Raw genomic sequence first — 25,329 nt, forward strand, 5'->3', positions numbered from 1 at the left:
TCTAGAAGAAGCCCAGCTTCCTCGGCGAGTAGGAGACGAGGAGGTTCTTCGTCTGCTGGTAGTGCTCCAGCATCATCTTGTGGTTCTCGCGGCCGATGCCGGACTGCTTGTAGCCGCCGAACGCCGCGTGTGCCGGGTACGCGTGGTAGCAGTTCGTCCACACCCGGCCCGCCTGGATCGAACGGCCCGCGCGGTACGCCGTGTTCATGTCCCGCGTCCATACGCCGGCCCCGAGCCCGTACAGCGTGTCGTTGGCGATCTTGATGGCGTCGTCGAAGTCGGCGAACGACGTGACCGAGACGACCGGGCCGAAGATCTCTTCCTGGAAGATCCGCATCCGGTTGTCGCCCTGGAAGATCGTCGGCTGGACGTAGTAGCCGCCCGCCAACTCGCCGTCGTACTCGATGCGATGACCACCCGTCAGCACCTTGGCGCCCTCCTGCTGGCCGATGTCCAGATAGGAGAGGATCTTCTCCAGCTGGTCGTTGGAGGCCTGGGCGCCGATCATCGTCTCGGTGTCGAGCGGGTGACCGGCCTTGATCTGCTCGGTGCGGGCGACGGCCGCGTCGAGGAACTCGCTGTAGTGGCCCTGCTGCACGAGCGCCCGCGAAGGACAGGTGCACACCTCGCCCTGGTTGAGCGCGAACATAGTGAAGCCCTCGAGCGCCTTGTCACGGAAGTCGTCGTCCTGCGCCCATACGTCGTCGAAGAAGATGTTCGGCGACTTGCCACCGAGTTCCAGTGTGACCGGCTTGATGTTCTCGGAGGCGTACTGCATGATCAGCCGCCCCGTCGTCGTCTCGCCCGTGAACGCCACCTTCGCCACCCGCGGGCTCGACGCGAGCGGCTTGCCGGCCTCCACGCCGAAGCCGTTGACGATGTTCACCACACCAGGCGGCAACAGGTCCGCGATCAGGCTCATCCAGTAGTGGATGGAGGCCGGGGTCTGCTCGGCGGGCTTGATGACGACCGCGTTGCCCGCGGCGAGCGCGGGTGCGAGCTTCCAAGTCGCCATGAGGATGGGGAAGTTCCAGGGGATGATCTGCGCCACGACGCCCAGCGGTTCATGGAAGTGGTACGCCACCGTGTCGTCGTCGAGCTCGCCCAGCGAGCCTTCCTGGGAGCGGATCGTGCCCGCGAAGTAGCGGAAGTGGTCGATGGCGAGCGGGATGTCGGCGGCGAGGGTCTCGCGGACCGGCTTGCCGTTCTCCCAGCTCTCGGCGACCGCCAGCGGCTCCAGATGCGCCGCCATACGGTCGGCGATCTTGAGCAGGATGTCGGACCGCTCGGTCACCGACATGCGGCCCCAGGAAGGAGCGGCCGCGTGCGCCGCGTCGAGCGCCCGCTCCACGTCCTCCGCGGTGCCGCGCGCGACCTCCGTGAACGGCTGCCCGTTCACCGGCGAGGGGTTCTCGAAGTACTGCCCGCGGATCGGCGGCACCCACTCGCCACCGATGAAGTGGTCGTAGCGCGCCTGGTAGGAGACGATCGCGCCCTCTGTGCCGGGCGCCGTGTAACGGGTCATGGTGCTCTGCCTCCCGGAGCTGCGCTGCCCGCCATTGGGCAGCTCTCGGCGCGAGGGTAGGGACGCGGACGTTGCGAGTACGTTGCGTGGCCGGTGCTGAGGTGAGCCGGCCACGCGTGGCGTCCGGTCAGCGGACCGGCCCGCGCGGCCGGTCGGCGCGTGGCCGGTCGGCCGGTGCCGACAGCTCCGACTCCAGCGCGGCCAGCCGCGAGCGGACGGCGGCGGTCGGGCGTACGGCGGCCAGCGCGCGCCAGACGTCGAGGTCGTCCTCGCCCCACGCCGCGTGTGCCCAGTCGGCCAGCAGGTCGGGGTCGCCGCGGGTGATCAGTGCCGTCCGGAGGCCGTCGGCCAGGCGGCGCCTCAGCCGCGCCACGGCGGGTGCCTGCGAGGCGGGCAGCAGCGGCCCGGCATACGCCGTCACCGCCGCCGTGATCGCACCGGTCTCCAGGCGCCGCTCGACGACGGCGACGTCGGACTCGACCGGCAGGGTCAGCCGGTAGGGCCGCGAGGCCAGCAGCCCGGGGCCGAGAAGTCTGCGCAGCCGGGCCAGTTCGGCGCGCAGTGTCACCGGTGGCACCGACTCGTCCTCGTACAGCGCGCACAGCAATTCGTCGCCGGTCAGCCCCTCCGGATGGCGGGCCAGCAGCACCAGGATCTCGCTGTGCCGACGGCTGAGCCTGAGTCGGTGACCTCCCGAGACGAGCAGTGCCTCATCGCGGCCCAGCGCGCTCAACTCGGGTGTGTCGGCGACCGGTTGCCCCTCGGGGAGCAGGGCCAGCTGGGACTCGGCGGCCCGAGCGACCGCCTGGACGAAGCCCAGGCTGTGCGGATGCGCGAGCCCGTCCCCGCCGGTGATGTCCACCGCGCCCAGCACCCGTCCGGTGCGCGGATCGTGCACCGGAGCCGCCGCGCAGGTCCAGGGCTGCACCCGCCGGATGAAGTGTTCGGCGGCGAAGACCTGCACCGGACGGTCGACGGCGACGGCCGTGCCCGGCGCGTTCGTGCCGACCGCCGTCTCCGCCCAGCGCGCGCCGGGCACGAAGTTCATCCGGTCCGCCCGTCGTCGGGTCGTCGGATGGCCCTCGACCCACAGCAGCCTGCCGCGGGCGTCGCACACCGCGAGCAGATGCTCGCCGTCCGCCGCGAACGTGCCCATGAGCTCCCGGAACAGCGGCATCACCCGTGCCAGCGGATGCTCGGCCCGATAGGCACCGAGGTCGCCGTCCGCGAGCTCCACCCTCGCCGTGCCGTCGGGCCCGACCCCCGCCCGCACGGAACGCCGCCATGAGTCGGCCACCACCGCACGCACCGGCCGCGGCACCGTGCCTGCCTCGGTGAACGTCTCATGCGCACGACGCAGTATCCGCACGCGCTCGGCAGGGTCGGCCCCCGGCTCCAAAGCCACCCATGGATCGGTCAACTCGGCCTCCCGGACGGCGATGCGGCTGGGGACATCGTCACTCCGGGTGCGCCCGCGGACAACCACTTCGACCGGGGCCACCCGAACGAGGCGTGTGGCCCCGGTCGGGCTCGCTCGGTCCATCCTCGGGCCCGGTCGGTCTCGCTCGATTCAGCCGCAGGTCAGGCTCGTTTCAGCCGCAGGTCAGGCTCGTTCGACCAGTCTCAGATAGCGAGCCCAGTCCCAGTTCGGTCCGGGATCGGTGTGGTCCGTGCCCGGCACCTCGTGGTGCCCGATGATGTGCGCGCGGTCCCTCGGGATGCCGTGTCTGGTGCAGATCGCCGCGGTGAGTGCGGCCGACTCCTCGTACATCACGTCGGTGAAGTAGGCGGGCCGGTCCACCCAGCCCTCGTGCTCGATGCCGATGCTGTTCGTGTTGTACTCCCAGTTCCCCGCGTGCCAGGCGATGTCGGACTCCCGGACGCACTGCGCCACATGACCGTCGGCCGAGCGGACGACGTAGTGCGCCGACACCTCCTTCTTCGGGTTCTGGAAGATGGACAGGGTGGTGGTGAAGGTCGCCTGCGTGACATGGATGATCACGCGGTCGACCACTCGACCCGTAGCTGGTTCCGCAGCCGTGTAGTTGGAGCTGGTCGCCGGCTGCCACGCGGCCGACGGGTGGTCGACGGCCTGGACGCGCGCTCCGGCCCGCGCGTCGGGGAGCAGCGCGTACGGTACGGCGGCCAGGGCGGCGCCCTTCAGCAGCCGGCGTCGCGTGGGGAGCGGTCTTGCCCGTTCCATGGGGGCGGTGCCTTTCGTCGGTCAGGAAGTCATGCTCAGTTCCGCAGGGTCCCTGCCGTCTCCCGCAGCCGAGCATGCACGCCGCGATGAGTCTCGCGCGCGGGCAGCCACTGCTTGCGGAGCTTGGCCACGCAGGTGTAGTTGGTGTCGCACACATTGGCCAACGGCGACTCGACGCACTGGGTCGCGAATTGGTACGCGTCCAGCTCACTGAAGCCGTAGTCGCGCACCAGCCACCGCACCAGGTCGAGATGGGATATCCGGAACGCGTCCTCCAGCGGGCGCGCCGAGCCCGTCGAGATGATGTGGGTATCCGACTCGATGCGCGGCCAGGGCGTGGCGAGTCCCTTGAGCAGCTCGACGACCACCACCGTGTTCATCGCGCACTCGACGGCGACTCCGCAGGTCTCGCCCTCGCCCTGCCGGGCGTGGCCGTCTCCGAGGCTGAGCAGAGCGCCCTCGACGTTCACCCCGAGGTAGCAGGTGACGCCGGCCCGCATCTCGGGTGTGTCCATGTTGCCGCCGTGCGCGTCGGGCACCAGGGCCGAGCGCACTTCCAGGTTGGCGGGAGCCACGCCCACGGTGCCGTGCATCGGGTCGAGGGGCAGCTCGGCCTCGATGTCGCTGTCGTGCGCCCGGAACAGGGCCGTACGGCGGGTGCGGTCGAGCTGCCAGATCCAGACCGTCTCCGGAAGCGGCGGCTGCAACGTGGCCGTGGTGTGCGTCGAGGTGAGCGCGCCGAACAGCGGGACCGTGGTCGACGCGGCCCAGTCCCGGGCCGGTTCGATCGACACGAAGTGCACGGCGACGGTGTCGCCCGGCTCCGCGCCCTCGACGTGGAAGGGGCCGGTCTGCGGGTTGAGGAACGGGAACTCGCACACCTGTGACACCAGGTCCTTCTCGGACCGCACGCGTCCGGCGAAGCAGTCCTCCGTGTAGAGATCGAGGACCGTGCCCGGCGCGATCCGGGCCACGGGTGGCACTCCGCCGAACGTCCAGGCGTACTCGCCCGGTTCGGGGCGCACGGTCAGAATCCGGGGGTCGCTCATCGCTGCACAGCTCCGTTCGGTGGAAGGACCGGTGCATCAAGGTACGTCGCATACGGGTGGGGCAGCAGCGCATGCCGTGTATCCGTGGACGGGCCCGGGATTGTGGAAAACTCGCTCACCCGGACGGGTGAAGTCGAGCTGTGACCAGGCGAGTTCGGCTGCCGCCGCTGGGTCGTCCGTCGATCAGGCGCGTTCGGCCACGGCCGCCGGATCGTCGAGCACCGCCCGGACGACCGAGTGTGCGGCACCCAGCAACGGCCCCTCCGGACCCAGTCGCGACACGGCCACCGGACATGCGGGCCCCGCTGTCCGGCGTGCCAACTCGGCTTCCAGCGAGGGCAGCAGCCACGGCGCGAGCCCGGCCAGCGCGCCGCCCAGCACCACGCCCTCGGGGTCCAGCAGATTGACGGCCCCGGTCAGCGCGATGCCGAGCGCCTCTCCCGCGTCGCGCAGCGCACGTCGTACGTCCGGGTCACCGTCCGCGGCGCGCCCCGCGAGCAGCCCGACGCGGTCCTCGCCCAGCTCCAGACCGGCCGCTCGCAGCACCGCCTCCTCACCGGCGTACTGCTCCAGACACCCGCGGCCCCCGCACGGACACGCAGGCCCGTCCGGACGGACCGGCACATGCCCCAGCTCGCCCGCGAAACCCCGTGTCCCGCGCAGCAGTCGCCCGTCCACGACGACCGCCGCGCCGATGCCGATCTCGGCGGACACATGCAGGAAGTCGCTCGGGGTGCCCTCGCCGAGCCGGAGTTCGGCGAGCGCGCCGAAGTTGGCCTCGTTGTCGACGGTCAGCGGGAGATGCGCGGGCAGCAGGGCGCCGAGGTCGGTGTCGTGCCAGTCGAGGTTCGGGGCGCGTACGACCGTTCGCGCGTCGCGCGCCACCAGGCCCGGTACGGCCACGGCGAGCCCGGCCGGCCACAGGCCCTCGAGCTCGGCCTCGGCGACGATCCGGCCCACCAGCTCAGTGAGCTCCTCGATCACCGGTCGGGGCGAGCGCCCCCGGTTGGTGCCGTACCGCACGGCCCGTGCCCGCACGTCTCCGCGCAGATCGACCGCGCACACCGCGAGGTGATCCACGCCGACCTCCGCGCCGATCCCCGCCGGCCCGTGTCGGCTGACGGCGAGCGCCGAGCCGGGCCGTCCCACCCGGCCGGGCCGCTCGGGGCCCAGCTCCTCCAGCAGGCCCGAGCGGATCAGCTCGTCGACGAGGGTCGACACCGCGGCACGGGTCAGCCCGATGCGCGAGGCGACGGCGGCACGGGAGAGCGGCCCCTCGGCACTGACGGTGTGCATCACCCGGGCGAGGTTGCGCCGGCGCATGCCCTGTTGTGTGTCGGGCAGCGCGCGCCCGGTTCCTCCCGGGCGGGCCTCGTGCAGCGGTGCGGTCATGCCTCCGTCGTCCTCAGTGGTTCTCCGCGCTCCGCTCGAGCAGCGGGGCCGCGTCGGAGAGTACCCCGGAGATCCTGGCCAGGGTCGCCTCGTCCCGCTCCACCGCGTCCAGTACCGGACCCTCGGCGGTACGCCAGCGCCGGGCCACCGCGGCCGGATCCTCGCCGGTCAGCAGGCCGGCCGCCTGCGCGGCGGCGCCGAGCGCGACCAGTTCCTTGGCCTCGGGCACCTGCACGGGGCGGCCCGACAGCCGCCGTACGGTCTGCTGCCATGCCGTGCCCCGGGCGCCGCCGCCGATCAGCAGCAGTGGGGCCGAACGGTCCGCGTCCTCATCGAGGACTAGGTCGAGCGCGCCCAGCAGCGCGTGGACGGCGCCGTCGTAGGCGGCCTGGAGGAGCTGGCCCGCGGTGGTGTCATGGCGCAGGCCGTGCAGCAGGCCGGAGGCGTGGGGGAGGGCGGGTGTGCGTTCGCCGTCCAGGTAGGGCAGCAGGGTGATGCCGGTGGCGGGCTCCACGGCCTCGCGGTCGAGGCCCAGCAGGGAGGCGACGCGGTCGACGGCGAGCGTGCAGTTCAGGGTGCAGGCCAGCGGCAGCCAGTCGCCGTGCGCGTCGGCGAAGCCGGCCACGGTTCCGGTCGGGTCGGTGGGGCGTCGCTTCGACACCGCGTACACCGTGCCCGAGGTGCCAAGGCTCAGCACCGGGGTGCCGGGACGCAGCCCGAGGCCCAGCGCGGCGGCGGCGTTGTCGCCGGTGCCCGGGGCGACCAGGGTGCCCTTGGAGAAGGGCAGGTCATGGCTGTCGCGCACGGTGCCCGCGACCTCGCCGGGCCGCACCACGCGGGGCAGGAGGGCCGGGTCAAGCCCGACGTGCGCAAGGATCTCCTCGTCGTACGCCTCGGACCCGGACGCCCACCAGCCCGTCCCGGACGCGTCACCGCGGTCGGTCGTGCCCTGCCCGGTGAGGCGTTCGGTGAGGTAGTCGTGGGGGAGGCGTACGGCCTTGGTGGCGCGGACCGCGTCCGGCTCGTGCTCGGCCAGCCAGGCCCACTTCGTGACCGTGAAGGACGGTGCGGGGACGAGCCCGGTGCGCTCGGCCCAGAACTTCGTGCCGCCCAGCTCCTCGGTCAGCCGACGCGCCTGGGGCGCCGAGCGCACGTCGTTCCACAGCAGGGCGGGGCGTACCGGGTCGCCCTGGGCGTCCAGCGTGACGAGCCCGTGCTGCTGGCCGCCGATCGACACCGCCGCGGCCTCGTGCGCCGCGTCACCGCACTGGCGCAGGGCCTCGCACAGGGCGTCCCACCATTGGCGCGGATCGCTCTCCCGGCCCGCCCCGGAGGACACGGTGTGCGGCGCCTGACCGCTCGCGACGACCTCACCGGTGGACGCGTCGACGACCAGTGCCTTGGTGGACTGGGTGGACGTGTCCACGCCGACGACGAGCGGACCCTCGGCTGCTGACATCGGGCTCTCCCTTTTCTGCGGCTCACGTTTCCGCGACTCACGCGTGGCTCATGTCTGGCTCGTGTCTGACGAAAGACACCATGTCTCTTCCCAGAGATGCCTCCGCATACTAATTTGTAAAGCGCCATGACGAAATAGTCGTGAGCGAGAGTCGCAAGCGAGCAAGGGAGCCGCGGCATGAACTACCAGCCCACCCCCGAGGACAGGTTCACCTTCGGCCTGTGGACCGTCGGCTGGCAGGGAAGGGACCCGTTCGGCGACGCCACGCGGCGCGCCCTCGACCCGGTCGAGTCGGTGCAGCGCCTGGCCGAGCTCGGCGCCTACGGAGTGACCTTCCACGACGACGACCTGATCCCCTTCGGGTCCTCGGACACCGAGCGCGAGTCCCACATCAAGCGCTTCCGTCAGGCGCTCGACACGACCGGCATGACCGTGCCGATGGCCACGACGAACCTCTTCACGCACCCCGTCTTCAAGGACGGCGCCTTCACGGCGAACGACCGTGACGTGCGGCGCTACGCCCTGCGCAAGACGATCCGCAACGTCGACCTGGCGGTAGAGCTCGGGGCCAAGATTTACGTCGCCTGGGGCGGCCGGGAGGGTGCCGAGTCCGGCGCCGCCAAGGACGTACGCGTCGCTCTGGACCGTATGAAGGAGGCGTTCGACCTCCTCGGCGAGTACGTCACCTCCCAGGGCTACGACCTCAAGTTCGCGATTGAGCCCAAGCCGAACGAGCCGCGCGGCGACATTCTGCTGCCCACCGTCGGCCACGCCCTGGCGTTCATCGAGCGCCTGGAGCGCCCCGAGCTGTACGGCGTGAACCCCGAGGTCGGCCATGAGCAGATGGCCGGGCTGAACTTCCCGCACGGCATCGCGCAGGCCCTGTGGGCGGGCAAGCTCTTCCACATCGACCTCAACGGCCAGTCCGGCATCAAGTACGACCAGGACCTGCGCTTCGGCGCCGGCGATCTGCGCGCCGCGTTCTGGCTGGTCGACCTCCTGGAGAGCGCCGGTTACGCCGGACCCCGCCACTTCGACTTCAAGCCGCCGCGGACCGAGGACCTGGACGGCGTGTGGGCGTCGGCCGCGGGCTGCATGCGCAACTACCTCATCCTGAAGGAGCGTGCGGCCGCCTTCCGTGCCGACCCGGAGGTCCAGGAGGCTCTGCGCGCCTCGCGACTGGACGAGCTGGCGCAGCCCACGGCTGCGGACGGTCTGCAGGCGCTGCTTGCCGACCGCTCGGCCTTCGAGGAGTTCGACGTGGAGGCGACCGCCGCGCGCGGGATGGCCTTCGAGCGGCTCGACCAGCTGGCCATGGACCATCTGCTGGGGGCGCGCGGCTGACCACGCGCGCGTGCCGGTGAGAGGCGGCTGTCGGACGGTCCCCGCGCGGAATGCTCCGGAACCATGCGATCCATGGCATGAGTCCGTATCAACCGCCGTGCGGGGGTCGCGCGCCGCCCCGGTCAGCGGCGACGCTTGACGGTATGGCCATGCCGCCCGTACCGCCTCAGCCGCCCGGGCCTCCGGGTGGGACGCCGCCTCAGGGCGGAGGTTTCGGACCGCCGTCGTACGGTGACTGGCCGCCGCCGGAACAGCCACCGGGCGGTGGCCCCGGACGGCGCCGCAATCCGCTGTTCATCCTGATCGCCGCACTCGTGGGCGTCGCCGTCGTCGTCGCCGTGGTGCTGGCCGCCTCGGGAGGCGACGACTCCCCGGACGACAAGACGCCCGCCGAGAGCAGCACGAGCGGCACCCCGCGGCCGTCCCTGAGCATCCCGACTCAGTTGCCCAGCAGACTGCCCAGCGAGGTGCCTTCGCTGCCTTCGGGGTTCCCGAGCGAGCTGCCGAGCGGCTTCCCGAGCGACATTGAGTCACTGCTGCCGTCGCTGGATGTCGACCTGCCGTAGGGCGACGTGTTTCGTGCGGCACGCGCGCGTGCCGCACTCTCACGGTCCGGGATCAGATCCCGCGCGGCAGCCGCACGTACGTCACGGTCGTCTCGACGCCGCTGTCCACGAGCCGGCCGTTCGCGTCGAACGCGCCGGTGCCGTCCGTCATGCCGAAGTCGTTGTCGTTGATCAGAGCGAGGGTGTCGCGATCCACGCGCGCGACGCCCTCGATCTTCCCGGGCACGCCGTCGACCGTGCCCAGGTCGACGACCAGGCGCTTGGCCAGGACGGGCACACCAGAGGCCGCCGGGTCGTCGAGCTGCTCCAGCGACGGGGAGGTCGTGTCGTCGTCCCAGGGGCCGCCGAGGATGTTCGCCTTGCGTCCCAGGTGCACGATCTGCAGCCGCGCGGCCTTGTCCGTGCGCTCCTCGACGAGCAGCCGGTCCCGGCCCACGGCGACCACGGAAGAGATCTTCAGCTCCGAGGTGTCGTCCTCGCTCGGGTCCACCACGTTCACCGGGTCGAAGCGGTACGCGTACTCGGCGGTGACCGCCTCCTTCTTCGGCGAGAAGCGCAGCAGCCGCGTGGTGCGCGAGGCATCCCCCGCGTCCCCGTCGGGGAGGGACAGCGGACTCTGCACGGCCATCACCAGGTCACCGCCGGGCAGTTGGGCGAGTCCCTCGAAGCCCCGGTTGATCTTCCGGTGCAGCAGGACGGACGGCAGCGCCTCCACGACGGGGTAGTCCGAGCCCGTGAGGTTCAGCCCCTCGGGCACATAGCGCGCCAGCACCTTCCCGCGCGCGGAGACATGCACCAGGGAGGGCCCGTACTCGTCGACGAGCCAGAAACTCCCGTCCCCGGCCCGCACGACGCCCTCGGTGTCCAGCCCGTTCGCGTTGTACGTCAGGGGCGTCCGCGCGTCATAGGAGTACGGCGCCTCGTCGCGCCCCTTCTGGTTCGGCAGGCCGGTGACCGGCTTCCCGGAGGAGGTGGTGATCGGGATCGCGTCCAGCACCTTCACGGTGTCACCGGAAACCCGGATCTTCACGATCGCCGGGTCGAAGCCGAGCACGGGGAAGGTGCGGCGCTTGGTCCCGTCCACCTTGATCTGGCCGTTGGGCCCGCGGTCGGTGACCGTCCAGAACTCGCCCTTGCGGCCTGCCGGATAGATGTCACTGCCGATGCCACCGAGGTCCACGCCCCGGTCGTCGGCCACCGTGCCCGGCAGCAGCGCGTTGCTGAACGTGCCGAGCGGGATGTCGCCGAGCGTGGCCGTACGGGTGACGTACGGGGCCGTGGTCGTCGACCCCGAGGCCGGCCCTGCCGCCACCAGCGCGGCGGCCACCACCGCCAGCGGCACACCCACTGCGAGGGAACGGTGGACGCGGCGCCGGCCGGTGGCGTACGGGGACATCAGGGCCTCCTGAGGAGCAAGTTCGACGACAGCGGCCAGAGTTGGGCCCCGCATCGAACGCCGTACGACTGTCAGGTGAACGCGGGGCGGCGGACGCTCGTCGAGAGGAACACCACGACGTCCGTCTTGTCGCCCGGTACCGGTTCGAGCTCCTGCCAGCCGATGCGGCGGTAGAACGCCACGGCGTCGCGCGCCTGATTCCAGGTCAGCAACCAGGCCCTGCCGTCAGGTGCGGTGGCGGTGAGCGCGGACAGGAGCCGTTGCCCGAGACCGCCGCCACGCGCGCGTGCCCGCACTCCCAGTTCGTCGATCTCCAAGGCGCCCACCAGCAGTTGGTTCACCCGGTCCGCGCCGAGCCGTCGGGTCACCTTCGGATAGGCGCGGTCGGTGCGGAACGGGGCCTGGGTGATCCACCCCGTGGCGAAGCCGTCGACCTCACCGGTGTCGGAGAACGCCAGTACGGCACGGAATCCGGGGCGAAGCGCGTCCTTCTCCAGTCGCTCCCGGAACTCCACCCTGGTCGCCTCCGGCTCCCGGGTCTCCCACGGAGGCGCCCCGAAGACCTCCGCGTACGCCTCGGAGAGCTGGTCGGCGACGGTGAGTATGTCCTGGCCGAAATACTTCATGACGCGCCAACCTACCGTCCGAGCGGGCCCCTTCAGGCGTCCGTCAAACGGGTTGGACACTGATCGTGCAGAGCCTCTTGGTGGCCCGAGTCAGGGCTACGTACAGGTCCTTCTCCCCGCCGGGCCGGGCCGTGCTGATTTCGCCGGGACTCACGACGACGACCTCGTCGAACTCCAGCCCGCGAGCATCGGACGCCGGCACGATGCGCGCATGCTCCGCGATACCCGCGGCTGTCAGCTGATGCAGCCTCGTGTCCGCGCAGATCACACCGATGAGCTCGCCGGGGTACGCCTCGGTCTGAGTCCGCAGCTCCTGGACGAGGGTGGTGGCAAGCTCATCCGGCCGCGTCGGCACGGTGCGAGGAGGCTCACCACGGCGCAGGGACCGTGTCGGAGTCTGATCCGGGGCAATCCGTACGAGAAGGTCTCGGGTGGTCTCCAGGATCTCCTGTGTAGTGCGGTAACTGATGGTCAGGGTATGGAGGTTGAACCGCGAGCCGACATGAGGGCTCAGCGCCTCCGTCCAGCCATGTGCTGTCGCGACCGGTCCCGCCTGGGCGAAGTCGCCCACCAGCGTCATCGCCTTGCCCGGGCATCGTCGTACGATCATCCGCCACTGCATGGCGGTCAGCTCCTGTGCTTCGTCGACGACCACGTGTCCGTAGGTCCGTTGCGGTGGACCGTCGATCAGGCTCGCTGCTTCGTCCAGCAGCGGCACATCGGCATCGGTCCAGGAGTCGTCCGCATGGCGCAGCAGGCTTGACCGCTCGTCGTCGGTCAATTGGGGCAGGTGCTCGGCGAGGGTGTCAGGGTTCGTCAGCAGGGCTCGCACGAGATCGCTGGGCACCAGCCGCGGCCAGAGTTCCTCGATCGCCCTGTCGACGTGATCGTCGTCCAACAGCGCGGCCCGGACGGCGTCCGCGTCGAACTCATCCGCCGGCCCCGTGGCAGCCGCGGCGTCGTATCCGAGCCGGCGCAGGTCGGCCGCCGCCACCCGGTCGAGGTCTGTGCCGGTCAGCAGGGTGACCTCCGCGTCGATCTGCTCCAGGATGTCGCCCGTGCTCCGTTCCAGCGCGTCGGTGATGGCGTCGACCAGGAGTTTTTTGAATACCCGTCGCGCGGGGTTGTGTCCCACCCCGGTTGCCACGGCGGTGTTTCGCGCTGTGGCGACAACGTCGTCATGAAGGCAAACCGATTCGTGTCCGATCAGCACGGTGAAGCTTCCGTCAGGAGCCTGGTGACGGCGCACCAATTCGGCCAAGGCGTCGGCCAGTATCGAGCTGCCCTTGAGACGCGCCACATCGAGCGTCTCCGCCGTGTCCGGGAAGACTCCCGCCAGTTCCTGGCAGGTTGCCAGGACGATGTCGTTCTCGCCGAGTGACGGCAGAACCTGGGAGATGTAGTCGAGGAACCGCGCGTTCGGACCGACGATCAGCACACCCTGCTGCGCCGCGCGCGGGAACGCGTACAGGACATAGGCCGCCCGGTGCAGGGCAACCACCGTCTTGCCGGTTCCGGGGCCGCCTTGGACCACTGACACCCCGCGGTGCGCGGAGCGCACGATCTCGTCCTGCTCGGCCTGCAGCGTCGCGACCGCCGCCTGCATCCGGCCCGTGCGCCGCGCCGAAAGGGCCTCCATCAGAGGGCCGTCGCCCACGACATCCTCAGCGGTCGCAGTGGAGCCGTCCAGCAACTCGTCGCTCACCGCGACCACCTTGCGCTCCTCCAGGCGCAGGTGCCGGCGGCGCCGCAGGTTCATCGGGTGAGCCGGTGTCGCTTCGTAGAAGGGCCGCGCCGCGTTCGCTCGCCAGTCCACCAGCAGAGGCAGGTCGTCTTCGTCCGTTTGCAGGCCGAGCCGCCCAATATGCAGGGCGGTACCGTCCGTCGAGTCGATCCGGCCGAAGACCAGTCCGTTCTCGGCTCCCTCCAGCCGGCCGATCTCCTTCGCCAGCCGCTCAGCGGCGACCTCTCGCTCGTGCGCCTCGCTCGCACTCTCGGCCGGGGTCTTGAGTACATCTGCCAAACGTGTCCGTGCCTCGGCCAGCCGCTCGGAGAGCACCTCGTACACAGTGGACACGTGGGCTTGTTCCTCTTCGACCTGGCTCGCGGCGGGGTCGTTGACTTGCGACAACAGGTGGCTCCTCTTGGCAACGTGCACAGTGAAGACTTATTCCTCAAATTTGACTACCGGAGGTCGGAGCGGCCGAGGGTACAGCACCGAGGCGGTCAGCCCGGCATGATCGCGAAGTGAGCCGGGTCACTCCCCACTCCGGCTGGGTATCCACTCCATGCGGAGACGGATCTCAGGGGTGCCTCGGGGTCGGGCCTCAGGGGAGTCTCAGGGTCGTTTTCCGGAACCGTGGGAAGCGCGGACCCGTTTTCAGGACAGAGAGCGGCCGTGGCCGCGAAGGAGGCGACACATGTCGAAGAACGCGAAGATCGCCGCAGGAGGTGTGGCAGCCGGGATCATCTTGCTGATCTGGCTGCCCTGGTGGGCGGCGCTCCTGATAATCCTGGGAGTCCCGGCAGCCGCGTACCTCACGCTGGACCCCTCGCAGCGGCGCAAGCTGCGCCGCGTCACCCGCAAGGAGCTCGGCCGCTGAGGCATGACCGCACCGGTGTATCCCGGTCGGCCGGCACACAGGAGCCGACCACATCGCCGCCCGCGGGCCTGCCGACGGCACGGTCCGCGGGCGGCTCGGTGCCTCGCGGCAACTCACGAGGCCGAGCCCCGTGGTCGTGGCCCGCTCAGCTGGGGCGTACGGCCATCTTGTCGAGGGCCTCGAGCAGACCCGGCAGCTCAGGTCCCCGGCCCACCGGCATGACCTCGCCGGGCTCCTCGTCGAGCAGCACGAAGGCGATGTCGTCCGTCCTGGCCACCAGGGACCAGCCGGGTCCGTCGGCTCGCAGGGTCCGTGCGTCGCCCGGCGCGAAGGACGACCGTACGCGGCCGAGCGGCGGGGGCGTGTCGACGTAGGCGCGGGCCTCCGCGAGAACACGCCGGATGCCACCGTGGCCCGGCTTGCCGGTTTCCACGGTCCCGTCCTGCTTCTGGGCCTTCACGTCCTGATCGGCCTCGGCCTCATCTGTGTCCGCGGGCGTCGCGGATGAGCCGTTGGGGCTCGCAAAGTCCGCGTCGTCGAGCTGCTCGCGCCACGTCGCCCACTGCAGCGCGATCTCGTCCGCGCCCAGGCGGCGCTGGGCCGGTCCCCAGATGCTGGTGTCCGGCGGCACCAGTGCAGGGCGGTCCGCGACATCGGGACCGGGATCGTGCGGCGCGGGCACACCCGGCGCCGCGACGGCGACCTCGAGCGGCCAGCCGGGCAGCGCGGCCACGACCGTGCGCTCGTCGGGGGACAGGTCGTACTCCATGCCGCAGTCCCAGGACGCGATGGCCACGGCGACCAGCGACACGTCGTCGATCGCGACCGTCCAGCGGGCGCCGTCGCCGTCCTGGCCGAGCACCAGGCCGTACCCGTCGGCCAGCGGCGCGAGGCCGAGCGCCGCGCAGGCCTCCGGATAGTCGTCGCCCAGCACGCTCGGGAACTTCGCCGGCGTCAGCAGCACCGCCGTGAGCACATAGAGCGCGTCGTCCTCGGCGGCGACGGCGTCCTCGTCCGTCCCGGCCATCCCAGCCTCCCCATCGGTCCGTACAACGGCGCACCCTAGTGCGACCGGAAGGCCGTTGTCACGACTCCCAGGCCCACTCGGAGCTGCAGTTTTCCGGCTCGACGGGGCGAATCGACCACTGGTGCCCCCGGCGTCATGCCGCCGGCAGCCCGAGGAGCGTCCGGGCCACGGTGTGCGGCGACTCGTCGCGTTCCCGCGCGAGCGCGATGACGGCCCGGCACGCCAGCTCGCTCACCCCGAACGACAGCGCCTCCGGCGACACCCAGCCGACGGCCTCGTCGATCTGTTCCTGGTCGTCCTCGGCGCACGCCGACACATACGCGGCGGCGGCCTCGAACAGGTTGTGCGTGCGCCTGTCCCGGCCGGTGTCCCGCTCCGCGCGCAAAGCGTTGAGGAATCTGACACCGGACTTGCGGACCCTCCCGAACATGCTGACCACCTTCCCCCTGCGTGGTTGCCACGGCTGATCCTTCATCTCCTGCTCCTCAACGTAAAGTTGTAGCTCCGGCGGCAGAAGGGGGACGGCGCGGTGAAGCGTTTCGAGCGACTCGAACGAATCCGGCGGATGGACCCGTACGAGGACGCGTCCGAGATCTACCGTCTCTGCGCGGCGTACGAGTTCCCCTGGGACTTCACCCGTTCCCTGGAACTTGCTCTGTACCGCACCTACGCCGTGCCCAGCATCGGCCGGCTCCTGGCCGCGACGGCCGAACTCACGGACCGTACGCAGAAACGCTACGACGACACCAGCCTGCTCCTGGACGCCGTCGTCGAGCACGGCTTCGACAGCGGAGAGGGCCGCACCGCGATACGTCGGATCAACCAGATGCACCGCAGCTACGACATCAGCAACGACGACATGCGCTACGTCCTGTGCACGTTCGTCGTCATGCCCAAGCGGTGGATCGACTCCTACGGATGGCGCAGGCTGTCCCGCCACGAGACGGTCGCCTCCACGGTCCACTACCGCACGCTGGGCCGGCACATGGGCATTCAGGACATCCCCGAGTCCTACGAGGAGTTCGAGACCTGCCTCGACGCCTACGAGGACGCCCACTTCGACTGGGACGAGGACGCGCGCCGTGTCTCGGACGCCACCCTCACCCTGATGGCCTCCTGGTACCCACGCCCACTGCGTCCCCTCTTACGCACGGCGACCCTCGCCCTGCTCGACGACCCGCTGCTGCGAGCCTTCCACTACCCTCCGCCGAACGCCGCCACCCGCGCCCTGGTACGCCGCGCCGTTCGGACCCGTGGACGGCTCGTCCGTCTCCTGCCACCACGCCGGGCACCGCACCACGCGCGCCAGAACTGGGAGATCAAGGGCTATCCGAACGGCTACCGGCTCGACGAACTGGGCACCCGCCCGGTGCCCGGACTGCGCGGCTGCCCGGTGCGCCCCACGGATCAGTCAGCCACCGCCGGCGAGTGAGTCGATCGTCTCCCGCGGCCGGGCCAGTTCGGCGCGGGAGGTGGCACCGCCTCTTACAAGGAGAACGCGCTCGTCGACGGCGGCCACGCGCGCGTGCCGGGGGAGGTCGGGCCTCTGTGGGCAGCGACCATGCGAGTGGCTCAGCCTTCGCGCGCGGCCAGCGCAAGGAACCGCGCGTCCTCGTCGACGTACGACGTCATACGCCACCCCGAACGCGCCAGCAGGGGCCGCAGGTTGGGTTCCGCGCGCAGGTCGTCCGGGGTGATCTGCCGGCCCTGGCGTGCCGCGAGCGCCGCGCGGCCGATCGGGTGGAACAGCGCCAGGGTGCCGCCCTTGCGCACCACGCGCGCCAACTCCGTCAGGTTCTCGGCCGGTTGGGGGAGATGGGCGATGAGTCCCGCCGCGAACACCGCGTCGAGTGATTCCGAGCGCAGCGGCAGCGCGGCGACGTCGGCGAGCAGCAACTGCCCGTCCCGGTCCCGTCCGGCCCGTACGGCGGCCTCCAGCATGGCCGGGGTCAGGTCGGCTCCCAGGACCACTCCGGAGGGCCCCACGGCCGCGCGCAGCGGCGTCAGGGCCCGGCCCGTGCCGCAGCCCGCGTCGAGCACCCGGCCCCCCTCGGGCAGAGCGAGTGCGGCGACCGCGGCCGTGTAGGCCGGGCCGTCGTCCGGAAAGCGGCTGTCCCAGTCCGCGGCGCGGGCGGTGAAGAACTCCTGGACATGTGTGTGGTCGTCGCTCATGGTCCGCATGATCCCTCACCGGCAGGGAGGACGTCGCGGCGCACACGTTCGAGCGTGACGCGATCGTTCAGACACCTCTCTGCGTCATATTCCAGCACCTTTCGAAACGCGCTCCCTTCGCGCGCCCCTGCCCCCCTAGCGTCCCTTGGCCATGGGACACCTGGACCACGCCGCCCTGGGCTGGCTGACACCCGCACTGTCGTACGTCATGGCCTGTATAGGCGCGGCGCTCGGACTGCGCTGCACCGTCCGAGCTCTCGGCGCCACCGGCCGGTCTCGCCGCAACTGGCTCATCACCGCCGCCTCGGCCATCGGAACCGGCATCTGGACCATGCACTTCGTGGCCATGCTCGGCTTCAGCGTCAGCGGCACCGACATCCACTACGACGTGCCGCTCACCATCCTGAGCCTGCTCGTCGCCATGGCGGTCGTCTGCGCCGGCGTCTTCGCCGTCGGCTACAGCCGTGACCGCGGCCGGGCGCTGCTGATCGGCGGACTCACCACCGGCCTGGGCGTGGCGAGCATGCACTACCTCGGAATGGCGGCGGTGCGCCTCCACGGAGACGTCCACTACGACCCGGTGCTCGTCGGACTCTCCGTGCTGATCGCCGTCGTCGCCGCCACGGCGGCCCTGTGGGCGGCCCTCAACATCAAGTCCGCGGTCGCCGTCACGATCGCCTCGCTCATCATGGGGGCGGCGGTGAGCAGCATGCACTACACCGGGATGTTCGCGGTGAGCGTGCACGTCACGCCGTCCGGTGAGGTCCTGCCCGGGGCGACGGCGATGCAGTTCATCTTTCCCCTCGCCGTCGGCCTCGGGTCCTATCTGTTCCTGACCTCGGCCTTCGTCGCCCTGTCTCCCACGACGGGCGAGCGCGAGGCATCCGCCTCGGCCCAGCGTCCGATCGAGAGCGTCGCCCGCTGAGCAGCGGGTCCACCCCGGAGAGGCCCGGCAGGCACGCCCCGAACGACTTTCGAGCGAGGAGGCCATGCGTACATCCCGAAGGACCCCTGAAGCCGGCGCCGCGCCGCCGCCCGTGCGCGGGCGCCGCGCCCATGCCGGACCGCCCGCGGACGAAGGGCGGGACGAACCCGTGGACACGGTGGTGGACGACGCACCCGCGCGCGCGGGGCGATGGAGCATACGACCGCGCACCGTACGCGCCAAGATCGTCTGCCTGCTGATGGTGCCGGTGGTTTCACTGCTCGCCCTCTGGGCGTACGCCACCGTGAGCACCGCCCAGGACGTCTCCCGGCTGCGGCAGTTGCAGCGGGTGGACTCCGCGATCCGGGCCCCCGTCGCGGACGCCGTCGCCGCACTCCAGGCCGAGCGCGAGGCCGCCGTGCGGCACGCCACCGATCCGTCCTCCGGGCAGAGCGGTGCCGTCGCGCGGCTGGCCGAGCGCACGGACCGGGCCGTGAGGGAACTCCGGCTCGGCAAGGACAACACCGTCGCAGACAGCGAGGAACTGCCCGCCGGAGTGGCCGCACGTCTGGAAGCGTTCGTCACCGCCGCCGAGGAACTGCGCCCCCTTCGCACCGCGGTACAGGACCGGCGCGCCGGCTGGGACGAGACGTATCGGCAGTACACGAAGACCATCGCGACGGCCTTCACCGTGGGCGGCGCCCTCACCGGCATCCAGGACGCCGAACTCGGCTCGGACGCGCGCGTGCTGCTCGAATTCTCCCGCGCGGGCGAGGCATTGGCCCAAGAGGACGTCGTGCTGGCCGGCGCACGCCTCGCCGGTCGCCTCGACGGGGAGCGGATGCGGCTGTTCACCGGAGCCGTCGAAACCCGCCGCACCCTCACCGGGGCAGCCGTCGCGGACCTGCGCGGCCCCGAACGCACCGCCTGGCGGGCGCTCGCCGAGGGCAGTGCCTACGCCGCCCTGGGAGCGGTCGAGAACAAGGTCCTCGCCACCGGTTCGGGTGCGCGGGCGATCCACGCGGCACCGGAAGCCACCTGGGACCAGGCGCACGCGCGCGTGCAGGACGCGATGCGCTCGATCGAGGAGGACGCCGGGCGCGGCGTCGCCGACCGGGCCGACCCGTTCACCCGCGGTCTGCTCACCCCGGCCGGTGCCGCGGTCCTGCTCGGCCTCCTCGCCGTCGCTGCGTCGCTCGTCATCTCCGTACGCATCGGCCGCGCCCTCGTGGTCGAGCTGGTGAGCCTGCGCAACAGCGCCTTGGAGATCGCCCGGCGCAAGCTCCCCGAAGCCATGCGGAAACTGCGCGCGGGCGAGGAGATCGACGTCGGTGCCGAGGCTCCGCCAGGTCCGGCCGCGGAGGACGAGGCCGGCCAGGTCGCCGAGGCCCTCGCCACCGTGCACCGCGCGGCGCTGCGGGCCGCCGTGGAACGCGCGGAGCTGGCCAGCGGCATCTCCGGTGTCTTCGTCAACCTCGCCCGCCGCAGCCAGGTCCTGGTCCACCGCCAGCTCAGCCTGCTCGACAGCATGGAACGGCGCTCCGACGACCCGAATGAGCTGAGCGACCTGTTCCGGCTCGACCACCTCACCACCCGCATGCGACGCCACGCGGAGAGCCTGATCATCCTCTCCGGGGCGGCACCCGGCCGGGCGTGGCGCATGCCGGTCTCCCTGACGAACGTCGTCCGCGCGGCGGTCTCCGAAGTCGAGGACTACGCGCGCGTGGAGGTACGACAACTCCCCGAGACCGCCGTCATCGGCACGGCCGTGGCCGACCTCACCCATCTTCTCGCGGAGATCGTGGAGAACGCGGCCCAGTTCTCGCCGCCGCACACGCGCGTGCGGATCACCGGCGAGCCCGTCGGCAACGGCTACGTCCTGGAGGTCGAGGACCGGGGCCTGGGCATGGGCAAGGAGACCCTCGCCGAGGCCAATCGCCGTATCGAACAGTCCGAGGCCCTCGACCTGTTCGACAGCGACCGGCTGGGCCTCTTCGTGGTCAGCAGGCTCGCGGCCCGGCACGGCGTCAAGGTGCACCTGCGCACCTCCCCGTACGGCGGCACGACCGCGGTCGTACTGCTGCCCACCGCCCTGCTGCACAGCGGCGCGGAGGAACGTTCTCCTCGCAAGACCGCAGAGGCGGAGCGACCCGCGGAACGCGAGTACGCGCGCGTGCCCGGCCCGGCCCCGCACCAGGAGTCCGTGACCGCGCCCGCGGACCGCCCCGCACTGGTGGCACCCGTCGCCACCGCCGCGGACACCGCGGCAGACACACCACCCCCCGGAGTCACCACCTTGCGACTGCACCGCCCGCCGGACGACTCCGAAGCCTCCGACGACCTTCCCCGTCGCGTCCGGCAGGCGAACCTCGCCCCCCAACTGCGCGACGGACGCCCCGAGGAGCCGGAACCACCGGCCGCTCCGCCGGGCCAGGACGAGCGCACACCCGAACTCGTGCGGGACCGCATGGCGTCGTACCGCGACGGCTGGACGCGCGGCGGCGGCAGGCAGCCCGGACGCGGTGCCGCTCCAGAAACCCCGGCGGGCAGCGACAGCAGCGAAGGAGACCCCGCATGATCCAGGACCCGAGCATGAGGGCCGACGTGGGGGTCCCCCCGCTCGAGCGAAACCGAGAGTGGGGGAGGTCGGGCGAACTCGACTGGCTGCTGGACGACTTGGTCCTGCGCGTGAGCGACGTCAGGCACGCCGTGGTGCTGTCCAACGACGGACTGGCCGTGGGCGCGTCCACCGACCTCCGCCGTGAGGACGCCGAACACCTCGCCGCGGTCGCCTCCGGCTTCCACAGCCTGGCCAAGGGCGCCGGCCGGCACTTCGGCGCGGGCGGCGTACGCCAGACCATGGTGGAGATGGACGACGGCTTCCTGTTCGTGGCCGCGGCGGGCGACGGCTCCTGCCTCGCCGTCCTCACCGCCGTCACCGCCGACATCGGGCTGGTGGCCTACGAGATGGCGCGGCTGGTCAAGCGCGTCGGCGAGCACCTCTACACGGCGCCGCGCGTCGCCGCGCGGCCGCCCGCCGGATGAACCGAGAGGGCGGTCCGCGCACATGACCGATCACCTGACGGGCGCCCCGCGGGAGCAGGGCAGCCAGTGGTACGACAACGAGGCCGGGCCCCTCGTCCGCCCGTACGCCATGACGGGCGGACGTACCAAACCCGGCCCCACCGGAGTGCGGTTCGACCTCATCGCCCTCGTCACCCTGGACGCGGGCGCACCCGGATTCGACGACACCGCGCTCGGACCCGAACATCGCGCGCTCGTCGAACTGTGCCGCACCGAGACCCAGTCGGTCGCGGAACTCGCCGCGGGCGCCGATCTGCCCGTGGGCGTGGTGCGCGTACTCCTGGGGGACCTGCTGGAACTCGGCTGCGTCACCGTCAGCCGCCCGGTGCCCCCGGCGCAGCTGCCCGACGAACGCATTCTGCGCGAGGTGATCGAGGGATTGCGGGCGCTGTAGATGAATGTTCGGAAACCGGCCAATAGCGGTCCAACCCCTCAAGAGGAAGCCGCAGTTGCCATGATGCTGGCGTCACACGTCGACCGTTGCCGGCACTCCCGAGAGAAGTGATCGATGGTCTCCGAGAACTCCGACGCCCAGGACGGCGAGTCCGCCCCGCTGGCGCTGAAGATACTGGTCGCCGGCGGATTCGGCGTGGGCAAGACCACCCTGGTGGGCGCGGTCAGCGAGATCAAGCCGCTGCGCACCGAGGAACTGCTCAGCGAAGCCGGCCAGGCGGTGGACGACACCGACGGCGTGGATCAGAAGGTCACCACGACCGTCGCCATGGACTTCGGACGCATCACCATCCGCTCCGGCCTGTCCCTCTACCTCTTCGGTACGCCGGGCCAGGACCGCTTCTGGTTCCTGTGGGACGAGTTGTCGCAAGGCGCCCTCGGCGCCGTGGTCCTCGCGGACACCCGGCGCCTGGAGGACTGCTTCCCCGCCGTCGACTACTTCGAGCACCGGCACATCCCGTTCGTGGTGGCCGTGAACTGCTTCCCCGGCGCGCGCGCATACGGCGCCCACGACGTCTCCCGCGCCCTCGACCTCGACAAGGGAACCCCCGTGGTGCTCTGCGACGCCCGCGACCGCGACTCGGGGAAGGAGGTGCTGATCCGACTCGTCGAGTACGCCGGGCGGATGCACACCGCCCGGCTGCTCGACTCCGTGGGCTGATACGGGAGTTCGGCTCAGTCAGCGAGGTCCTTCTCCGCCAGGACCTTGTCGATCGTGACGCGGACGAGGAGTTCGCCGGGGACGCCGTTGCGCTCCCCGAACTCCTCGGCGCGTTCCTCGCCCATGTACCGCGCGCCGATGCGCGCGGCCCAGTGACGCAACTCCGCGGGATCCTCCGAAATGTGGGCGCGACCGGTCAGTATCACGTAGCCGAACGGCGGCCGGTCGTCGTCCACGCACAGCGCGACACGCCCGTCACGGACCAGATTGCGCCCTTTCACAGTCCTGCTGCCGGTGTTGAACACCACGTCGTCGCCATCGAGTACGAACCAGATCGGCGCCACATGTGGGCTCCCGTCTGCCCGGACGGTCGACAGCTTGCCGGTGCGGGTGCCGTACGAGACGAACGCCCGCCATTCCTCATCGGTCATCTTCTGTGCCATGCCCCCATCCTCCTTGCCCCGACGCCGGGTCGTCCGGAAGGGTGGCCGGCAGATCCTCCAGCCAGGGGGAGACAACACACGGGGAGAGCAGATCATGGCGCAGAACCAGGGACTGGACTGGCTGCTGGACGATCTGACCGAGCGCGTCGAACAGGTGCGGCACGCATTGGTCCTGTCCAACGACGGGCTGGTCACGGGAGCGAGTACGGGCTTACGACGCGAGGACGCGGAACACCTCGCCGCCATCTCCTCCGGGCTGCACAGCCTGGCCAAGGGCTCCGGACGCCACTTCGGCGCGGGCAGGGTGCGCCAGACCATGGTGGAGTTCGACGACGCGGTCCTGTTCGTCACCGCGGCCGGCAGCGGCAGTTGTCTGTGCGTCCTCAGCGGCGCGGAGGCCGACATCGGCCAGATCGCCTACGAGATGACCCTGCTCGTCAATCGTGTGGGCGAGCACCTCGGCGTGGACGCCCGCCAGCCCGAGCGCTTCCCGTCATCAGACGCCTGACCTGCTCGTATTCCATCCCCCGTGGAGTTATCCACAGGCTCGCCACGAGATCCGCCGGACCGGCTACGGTTTTTTCACGGCGAACGCACAGGGCGTGAGCCGCTGACTCCACGGGGGAGACATGTCTGGCGACACCATCACGAAACCGCACCGACTTTCCTGGGCGCCAAGCCGCGCCGCTCGCGAACTCGGCTTGAAGCGGCGCGAGTTCGACCTCGCCGTGCACCTCGGACGCATCCGGACCGTGCCCGACGAGGGCGGCGGGGGACGTCGTGTGGCCCAGCAGGAGATCGAGCGGCTTCGCGCCGAAGAGGGTTTCCCGGAGAGGCTTCTCAGCGCCGTCAAGGCGGTAGGGGCCACGGAAGGCGCCCGCATCATGGAGGTGACCGCGGGGAGGTTCACCCGCCTCGCCCGGCTCGGCCTGGTGGTCCCGGTCTCCTTCTATCTCAACCGCTACCGAGCGATTGTCTGGCTCTATCTGGCTGAAGAACTACGTCAGTTCGCGGCTGACGAGAAGAACGCTCAGCTGCTGAACGGCCGAACACCCGAGGGCCTTCGCGACCAACTGGACGCAGGCCTGGACCTACGGCCCCGCAACTGGCGGGGACGTCACCTGGGATTCCTGCTGCGGCAGGCCGACGACCCCTGGCAGCATGCCGGTGCCGTGGCCGCCCTGCTCGACCCCGTCCAGATCGCCGAGATCGTCACAGACCCTTACGAGCGGGCGCACCTGAACAGGTTCCGGCCCGCACCGCCCGCACACGGCGCACCCGGATCGCCCGCCGCGCACCTCGCCGAGCGGATCATGACAGCGGACGACGCGGACGAGATCAGCTGGCTCCGGGCGGACCTGACCCAGGCGCTGGACGAGGCGCGCAGGTACCGCCCCGCACCACGACCGAAGGCGAAGCACCCGGGACCTCCCGCCGCCCCGCCCCGCACTCCCGCCCCGGCCGAGGAGCCCAGGCGATCACGAGGAGGACTGCTGGGCTGGCTGCGCCGCAGAGGAGAGTGACCTACAGCGCCCGGAACAGCCCCTCCTGGACGACGGAGACGAGCAGCCGTCCCTCCACGTCGTAGATGCGCCCACGGGCAAGGCCACGTCCGCCCGTCGCGATCGGCGACTCCTGGTCGTAGAGGAACCACTCGTCCGCGCGGAACGGCCGATGGAACCACATGGCGTGATCCAGCGACGCCATGTCGAAGTTCCGCGGCCCCCACAGGGGTTCGACCGGGATCCGGACGGCGTCCAGGAGGGTCATGTCGCTGGCGTAGGTCAGCGCGCAGGTGTGCACGAGCGGGTCGTCGCCGAGCGGCCCGACCGCGCGCATCCACACGGCGCTGCGCGGCTCGGCGTCCTTGACCTCCTCGGCGGTCCAGCGCAGCCGGTCCACATAGCGGATGTCGAAGGGCTGACGCCGGGCCATGCGCTCGAACTGCTCGGGCAGCGCGCCCAGATGCTCCCGGACCTCCTGCGTCACCGTCGGCAGGGACTCCGGGTCCGGGACCTCGCGGGCCGGCGGCAGCTGGTGCTCGAAGGGACCTTCCTCAGGCTTGTGAAAGGAGGCGGTGAGATTGAAGATCGTGCGGCCCTGCTGCACGGCGGTGACCCGACGGGTGGTGAACGACCGGCCGTCCCGGACCCGCTCGACCTGGTACACGATCGGCACGCCCGGCCGGCCCGGGCGCAGGAAGTACGCGTGCAGCGAGTGCACCGGGCGCTCGCCGTCCGTGGTGCGTCCGGCGGCGACCAGCGCCTGGCCGGCCACCTGGCCGCCGAAGACCCGTTGCAAGGACTCCTGCGGGCTGCGGCCCCGGAAGATGTTGACCTCGATCTGCTCCAGGTCGAGCAGGTCGACAAGCCTCTCGGCCGGATTCGTCATGGGTGAATTT

The 25,329-nt window shown here is 71.0% G+C and carries 25 protein-coding genes; 11 read left to right on the forward strand and 14 right to left on the reverse strand.

Going from position 1 to position 25,329, the window contains the following annotated elements:
• Window position 1: 1 nt before the first annotated feature.
• The 6 genes from exaC to xylB all read right to left on the reverse strand — a co-directional run bounded on the left by exaC (window position 2) and on the right by xylB (window position 7,628).
• A complete protein-coding gene (gene exaC / locus OG828_RS42075; RefSeq protein ID WP_328504109.1) occupies window positions 2-1,525 on the reverse strand; it encodes an acetaldehyde dehydrogenase ExaC in 1,524 nt (507 codons plus the stop codon).
• A 127-nt stretch (window positions 1,526-1,652) separates the two neighbouring features.
• A complete protein-coding gene (locus tag OG828_RS42080; protein ID WP_328504110.1) occupies window positions 1,653-2,945 on the reverse strand; it encodes a GAF domain-containing protein in 1,293 nt (430 codons plus the stop codon).
• A gap of 183 nt (window positions 2,946-3,128) precedes the next feature.
• Entirely contained in the window at window positions 3,129-3,728 is a 600-nt protein-coding gene (locus OG828_RS42085; protein ID WP_328504111.1) for an N-acetylmuramoyl-L-alanine amidase, read from the reverse strand.
• Window positions 3,729-3,763: 35 nt separating this feature from the next.
• A complete protein-coding gene (locus OG828_RS42090) occupies window positions 3,764-4,777 on the reverse strand; it encodes an acetamidase/formamidase family protein (protein WP_328504112.1) in 1,014 nt (337 codons plus the stop codon).
• Between the two features lie 183 nt (window positions 4,778-4,960).
• Window positions 4,961-6,169: an ROK family transcriptional regulator gene (locus OG828_RS42095; protein WP_328504113.1), complete on the reverse strand. Its 1,209-nt coding sequence runs from the start codon at window positions 6,167-6,169 to the stop codon at window positions 4,961-4,963.
• A 13-nt stretch (window positions 6,170-6,182) separates the two neighbouring features.
• Window positions 6,183-7,628 (reverse strand): xylulokinase, encoded by a 1,446-nt coding sequence (gene xylB, locus OG828_RS42100; protein ID WP_328504114.1) that lies wholly within the window; start codon window positions 7,626-7,628, stop codon window positions 6,183-6,185.
• Window positions 7,629-7,805: 177 nt separating this feature from the next.
• On the opposite strand from xylB, the gene xylA reads away from it, so the two are divergent.
• The gene (xylA, locus tag OG828_RS42105; protein WP_328369119.1) at window positions 7,806-8,972 is read left to right on the forward strand and encodes a xylose isomerase; all 1,167 of its coding nucleotides are present in this window, start codon (window positions 7,806-7,808) and stop codon (window positions 8,970-8,972) included.
• A 143-nt stretch (window positions 8,973-9,115) separates the two neighbouring features.
• Window positions 9,116-9,538, forward strand: coding sequence for a hypothetical protein (locus tag OG828_RS42110; RefSeq protein WP_328504115.1), 423 nt, complete (start codon window positions 9,116-9,118; stop codon window positions 9,536-9,538).
• A gap of 52 nt (window positions 9,539-9,590) precedes the next feature.
• Here the strand turns inward: OG828_RS42110 and OG828_RS42115 are convergent, their stop codons facing one another.
• The 3 genes from OG828_RS42115 to OG828_RS42125 form a co-directional block, all read right to left on the reverse strand.
• Window positions 9,591-10,934, reverse strand: a complete 1,344-nt coding sequence (locus tag OG828_RS42115) for an esterase-like activity of phytase family protein (RefSeq protein WP_328504116.1) — start codon at window positions 10,932-10,934, stop codon at window positions 9,591-9,593.
• 71 nt (window positions 10,935-11,005) lie between these two features.
• Window positions 11,006-11,560: a GNAT family N-acetyltransferase gene (locus tag OG828_RS42120; RefSeq protein ID WP_328504117.1), complete on the reverse strand. Its 555-nt coding sequence runs from the start codon at window positions 11,558-11,560 to the stop codon at window positions 11,006-11,008.
• Between the two features lie 43 nt (window positions 11,561-11,603).
• Window positions 11,604-13,637: a HelD family protein gene (locus tag OG828_RS42125; protein WP_328505032.1), complete on the reverse strand. Its 2,034-nt coding sequence runs from the start codon at window positions 13,635-13,637 to the stop codon at window positions 11,604-11,606.
• A gap of 343 nt (window positions 13,638-13,980) precedes the next feature.
• Here OG828_RS42125 and OG828_RS42130 point away from each other — a divergent pair, with 343 nt between their 5' ends.
• Window positions 13,981-14,163, forward strand: a complete 183-nt coding sequence (locus tag OG828_RS42130; RefSeq protein ID WP_210571217.1) for a hypothetical protein — start codon at window positions 13,981-13,983, stop codon at window positions 14,161-14,163.
• Window positions 14,164-14,308: 145 nt separating this feature from the next.
• Here the strand turns inward: OG828_RS42130 and OG828_RS42135 are convergent, their stop codons facing one another.
• The gene (locus OG828_RS42135) at window positions 14,309-15,190 is read right to left on the reverse strand and encodes a hypothetical protein (protein WP_328369137.1); all 882 of its coding nucleotides are present in this window, start codon (window positions 15,188-15,190) and stop codon (window positions 14,309-14,311) included.
• A 133-nt stretch (window positions 15,191-15,323) separates the two neighbouring features.
• Entirely contained in the window at window positions 15,324-15,620 is a 297-nt protein-coding gene (locus tag OG828_RS42140) for a hypothetical protein (RefSeq protein ID WP_328504118.1), read from the reverse strand.
• A gap of 99 nt (window positions 15,621-15,719) precedes the next feature.
• On the opposite strand from OG828_RS42140, the gene OG828_RS42145 reads away from it, so the two are divergent.
• Window positions 15,720-16,622 (forward strand): oxygenase MpaB family protein, encoded by a 903-nt coding sequence (locus OG828_RS42145; RefSeq protein ID WP_328369143.1) that lies wholly within the window; start codon window positions 15,720-15,722, stop codon window positions 16,620-16,622.
• 140 nt (window positions 16,623-16,762) lie between these two features.
• Here OG828_RS42145 and OG828_RS42150 read toward each other — a convergent pair whose 3' ends face one another.
• Window positions 16,763-17,362 (reverse strand): class I SAM-dependent methyltransferase, encoded by a 600-nt coding sequence (locus OG828_RS42150; protein WP_328504119.1) that lies wholly within the window; start codon window positions 17,360-17,362, stop codon window positions 16,763-16,765.
• A 151-nt stretch (window positions 17,363-17,513) separates the two neighbouring features.
• On the opposite strand from OG828_RS42150, the gene OG828_RS42155 reads away from it, so the two are divergent.
• The 5 genes from OG828_RS42155 to OG828_RS42175 all read left to right on the forward strand — a co-directional run bounded on the left by OG828_RS42155 (window position 17,514) and on the right by OG828_RS42175 (window position 22,485).
• Window positions 17,514-18,287: an MHYT domain-containing protein gene (locus tag OG828_RS42155; RefSeq protein WP_328369149.1), complete on the forward strand. Its 774-nt coding sequence runs from the start codon at window positions 17,514-17,516 to the stop codon at window positions 18,285-18,287.
• Window positions 18,288-18,351: 64 nt separating this feature from the next.
• Window positions 18,352-20,865, forward strand: a complete 2,514-nt coding sequence (locus OG828_RS42160) for a sensor histidine kinase (RefSeq protein WP_328504120.1) — start codon at window positions 18,352-18,354, stop codon at window positions 20,863-20,865.
• Window positions 20,862-21,332, forward strand: coding sequence for a roadblock/LC7 domain-containing protein (locus OG828_RS42165; protein ID WP_443060237.1), 471 nt, complete (start codon window positions 20,862-20,864; stop codon window positions 21,330-21,332). Before OG828_RS42160 ends, OG828_RS42165 begins: the two co-directional genes overlap by 4 nt.
• A gap of 22 nt (window positions 21,333-21,354) precedes the next feature.
• Complete coding sequence (locus tag OG828_RS42170; protein ID WP_210571223.1) at window positions 21,355-21,765, forward strand: DUF742 domain-containing protein; 411 nt, start codon at window positions 21,355-21,357, stop codon at window positions 21,763-21,765.
• A gap of 114 nt (window positions 21,766-21,879) precedes the next feature.
• Window positions 21,880-22,485 carry a GTP-binding protein gene (locus OG828_RS42175; protein ID WP_328369158.1) on the forward strand — a complete coding sequence of 202 codons (606 nt, stop codon included), beginning with the start codon at window positions 21,880-21,882 and terminating at the stop codon, window positions 22,483-22,485.
• Between the two features lie 14 nt (window positions 22,486-22,499).
• Here OG828_RS42175 and OG828_RS42180 read toward each other — a convergent pair whose 3' ends face one another.
• Complete coding sequence (locus tag OG828_RS42180; protein ID WP_328369160.1) at window positions 22,500-22,928, reverse strand: PPOX class F420-dependent oxidoreductase; 429 nt, start codon at window positions 22,926-22,928, stop codon at window positions 22,500-22,502.
• Between the two features lie 94 nt (window positions 22,929-23,022).
• On the opposite strand from OG828_RS42180, the gene OG828_RS42185 reads away from it, so the two are divergent.
• Together OG828_RS42185 and OG828_RS42190 are read left to right on the forward strand one after the other, a co-directional pair.
• The gene (locus OG828_RS42185; protein WP_328369163.1) at window positions 23,023-23,436 is read left to right on the forward strand and encodes a roadblock/LC7 domain-containing protein; all 414 of its coding nucleotides are present in this window, start codon (window positions 23,023-23,025) and stop codon (window positions 23,434-23,436) included.
• A gap of 121 nt (window positions 23,437-23,557) precedes the next feature.
• A complete protein-coding gene (locus OG828_RS42190) occupies window positions 23,558-24,451 on the forward strand; it encodes a DUF6397 family protein (RefSeq protein WP_328369166.1) in 894 nt (297 codons plus the stop codon).
• 1 nt (window position 24,452) lies between these two features.
• On the opposite strand, the gene OG828_RS42195 is transcribed toward OG828_RS42190, so the two are convergent.
• Entirely contained in the window at window positions 24,453-25,319 is an 867-nt protein-coding gene (locus OG828_RS42195; RefSeq protein ID WP_328441826.1) for an acyl-CoA thioesterase, read from the reverse strand.
• Window positions 25,320-25,329: the final 10 nt, after the last annotated feature.

Source organism: Streptomyces sp. NBC_00457, assembly GCF_036014015.1.
In the GTDB taxonomy this organism is placed as follows: domain Bacteria; phylum Actinomycetota; class Actinomycetes; order Streptomycetales; family Streptomycetaceae; genus Streptomyces.